The organism is Lactiplantibacillus xiangfangensis, assembly GCF_001438845.1.
Taxonomy (GTDB): domain Bacteria; phylum Bacillota; class Bacilli; order Lactobacillales; family Lactobacillaceae; genus Lactiplantibacillus; species Lactiplantibacillus xiangfangensis.
This window is the reverse complement of sequence record NZ_JQCL01000069.1, coordinates 1-441: the sequence shown is the minus strand read 5'-3', so window position 1 is coordinate 441 and position 441 is coordinate 1. Positions and strand designations below refer to the sequence as shown.

The 441-nt window shown below is 46.5% G+C and carries 3 tRNA genes; all 3 read right to left on the bottom strand.

The window, feature by feature from the left end:
* Nucleotides 1-107 precede the first annotated feature (107 nt).
* The 3 genes from IV64_RS07955 to IV64_RS07945 all read right to left on the bottom strand — a co-directional run bounded on the left by IV64_RS07955 (nucleotide 108) and on the right by IV64_RS07945 (nucleotide 369).
* A tRNA-Val gene (locus IV64_RS07955) sits at nucleotides 108-180 on the bottom strand.
* A 5-nt stretch (nucleotides 181-185) separates the two neighbouring features.
* A tRNA-Glu gene (locus IV64_RS07950) sits at nucleotides 186-258 on the bottom strand.
* Nucleotides 259-279: 21 nt separating this feature from the next.
* Nucleotides 280-369, bottom strand: a tRNA-Ser gene (locus IV64_RS07945).
* Nucleotides 370-441: the final 72 nt, after the last annotated feature.

The following is a 441-nucleotide window of genomic DNA, read 5'->3' as shown; positions in this document are numbered from 1 at the left end:
ACCGCCGACACATGGAGCTTCAATCCATTGCTCTACCGACTGAGCTACCGAGCCATATATTTCATGATGTATTATATTAAATTGTTCTGATGAATGAATTCATCATATGGAGGATACAGGGCTCGAACCTGTGACCCTCTGCTTGTAAGGCAGACGCTCTCCCAACTGAGCTAATCCTCCATTAATGACCCCTACGGGATTCGAACCCATGTTACTGCCGTGAAAGGGCAGTGTCTTAAACCACTTGACCAAGGGGTCATATTATATATATCTAACTAACGGAGAGTAAGGGATTCGAACCCTTGAAACAGGTAATACCCGTTTACAGCATTTCCAATGCTGCTCCTTCAGCCACTCGGACAACTCTCCATGGCTTACGTAGATAACTCCGACAGGCGGGCTCGAACCGTCGACATCTTGATTAACAGTCAAGCGCTCTAC